This is a genomic window from Escherichia sp. WS33, assembly GCF_046486385.1.
GTDB lineage: Bacteria > Pseudomonadota > Gammaproteobacteria > Enterobacterales > Enterobacteriaceae > ECMA0423.
The window spans coordinates 1-2,510 of the sequence record NZ_JBJQLJ010000074.1 but is presented as its reverse complement, the minus strand read 5'-3'; the positions used below and the strand labels follow the sequence as shown (position 1 = coordinate 2,510).

Below are 2,510 nucleotides of genomic sequence, written 5' to 3'. Positions count from 1 at the left end.
TGTTCACACTGCGGATATAAAAGTAATAATCATGGCCCGGTTTGATATTGATACTGGCGGCTATCCAGTACAGCGCCGTACCAAGATAGCGGGCTGTGGTTTCAACCTGCCTGATATCCGCAATCCGTTTTTCCGAGAACCAGAACTCAAACTGTACCGTCGGGTCATAAACCGCAAGATGTGGCGTGGCGGTTATCTGAAAATAGCCCGGTGTCAGCTCAATCCGCGACGGCGCTGCCGGTGCGGCAATCCGGAACGATACCGATGCCGGATCGCCCTGCTGTCCCCACGCATTTACCGCCCGGACTGTCAGCCTGTAGTTCCCTGGCGCCAGCTGCGTGAAGCGGTATGTGGTTTCCGTCGTCCGGGCCGTGCTGACCAGCCGCTCACTGCCGTCATCCGCTGCCACGGTCAGGCGAAGCAGGAAGCTCACCCCCTTCACCACCTTCGGCGTGTCCCAGCGCGCCAGCACCTGATATTCCCCGCTGTCTGCGGTGACTTCGGCAGTCAGGTGCTGCACCGCTGGCGGCGTGACACCATTCACCGTGCCGCTCTGGTCGCTGTCAAAGTGCGCCCCGTTATCCACGATGGCCTCTTTTTCCGGCACATGCTGCACGGCGGTGATGGCATACGTGCCGTCGTCGTTCTCACGGATACTCACGCAGCGGAACAGGCGCTGGCGCAGCGTCGGCAGCTTCAGCCCCCACACGCTGTATCCGGCAACGCCGTCAGGAACACGGCTCACTTTTACCTTCACGCCGTCGGTGACGGACTGAACCTCCACGCTGACCGGATTGCCATTTCCGTCAACCAGGCTTATCAGCGTGGTGCCGGAGGATGGCAGCGTGATTTCACGGTCGAGCGTCAGCGTCCGGGTCTGGCTGTTCACCGCCAGCACGCGACCACCGGTGCTGATACCGGCATAGTCATCATCACAGATTTCAATAACATCCCCCGGCACATGGCGAAGCCCTTCGGCACCCACGCTGAAATCCACGGTCTGCGTTTCCAGCAGTTCCGTTTTAATCAGCCACAGCCCGGCGCGGTGTGCCTGCCCCCGGCTGGTACAGCCAAAGGCATCCATCTTCGTGACGTTACGACCGTAACGGGCAATGGCCTGCGTATCTTCAACAAGCTCTGTCGCCGTCTCCCAGCCGTTATCCGGGTCAATCCAGTTCACCTCAACGGCATTATGGCGGTCCTTCAGGGCGCTGAAGCTGTAGCGGAACGGCGCGCCATCATCCGGCATCACCACATTACTGCGGTTATAGGTCCACACCTTATCTGATGGTCGGTCCTGCACGAACGTCAGCGTCTGCCCGTTCCATACCGGCATACAGCGCATCGCCGAGCAGAAATCACTGAGCACATCCCACGCCTTGCGCTGTGTGGTCAGGTACGCATTACAGGTGATGCGCGGCTCCGTGCCGCCAAAGCCGTCCGGCACTGACTGGTCGCAGTACTGGCCGATGACATACAGCGCCCATTTATCCACATCCGCCGCACCAAGACGTTTCCCCATGCCGTAGCGCGGATGGGTCAGCATATCCCACAGACACCAGGCCATGTTGTTGCTGTACGCTGGCCTGAACGTTCCGTCCCAGATACCGCTGTATTGCCGCGTCTGCGGGTTATAATTCGACGGCACCTGCAGAATACGCCCGCGCAGATGATAATTACGGCTCACCTGCTGGCTGCCGAACTGCTCCGAGTCCACCTGCACGCCGACCAGTGCCGTGTTCGGGTAGCACTGTTTCACATCGATAATTTCGGTGTATGACGACCAGAGCGTTTTGTTCTGCAGCTGGTCTGTGGTGCTGTCCGGCGTCATCCTGCGCATCCGGATACTGAACGGGCGCGGCGGCAGGTTATCCACCACCACCGAGGCCAGATACTGTGAAGTGGTTTTACCCTTAATGGTGATGTCTTTTTCCGTCACCCAGCCACCGTTACGTTGTATCTGAACCAGCAGGCGGACTTCCGATGGATTCCTGTCCCCCTTTGAGGTGGTTTCCACCAGTGCCTGCACGCCGAAGGTAAAGCGCAGACGGTCGATGTTTGCAGACGTGATGGTCCGGGTGATCGGCGTGTCGTATTTCACTTCCGTACCCAGCACCGTCTCGGATCCGGAGGATTCAAATCCCTCCGGCGGTGTCTGCTCCTGCTCACCGGCCCGGAACACCACCGTGACGCCGGAGATATTGGTATTCCCCTCACTGTCCAGCACCGGCGTACTGTTCAGCAGCACGCTTTTTAATCCATCCACCGGACCTTCTATCGGCCCTTCGCTGATGGCATCGATCACACTCAGTAACTGCGTGGATTTCAGGTTGTCCTTCGCTTCGCGCGGGGTATGCCCCTTACTGCTGCCTTTACCCATTCGTCACGCTCCATAAACGACAAAACCGCCCGCAGGCGGTTTCACATAAAACATTTTGCATCAGCGGCCAATCACCACAACCTGACCACCATCCCCTTCGTCTGCCGTGCTGATCTCCTGAGAAACCACC

Annotated in this window: 1 protein-coding gene; it reads right to left on the bottom strand. The window is 58.8% G+C overall.

Translation table 11 applies throughout. The features are described from left to right. Positions 1-2,380 (bottom strand): host specificity protein J (locus ACJHXA_RS23710; RefSeq protein ID WP_283512381.1); only part of this gene is annotated, 2,380 nt, incomplete at its 3' end. Between the last annotated feature and the right edge of the window lie 130 nt (positions 2,381-2,510).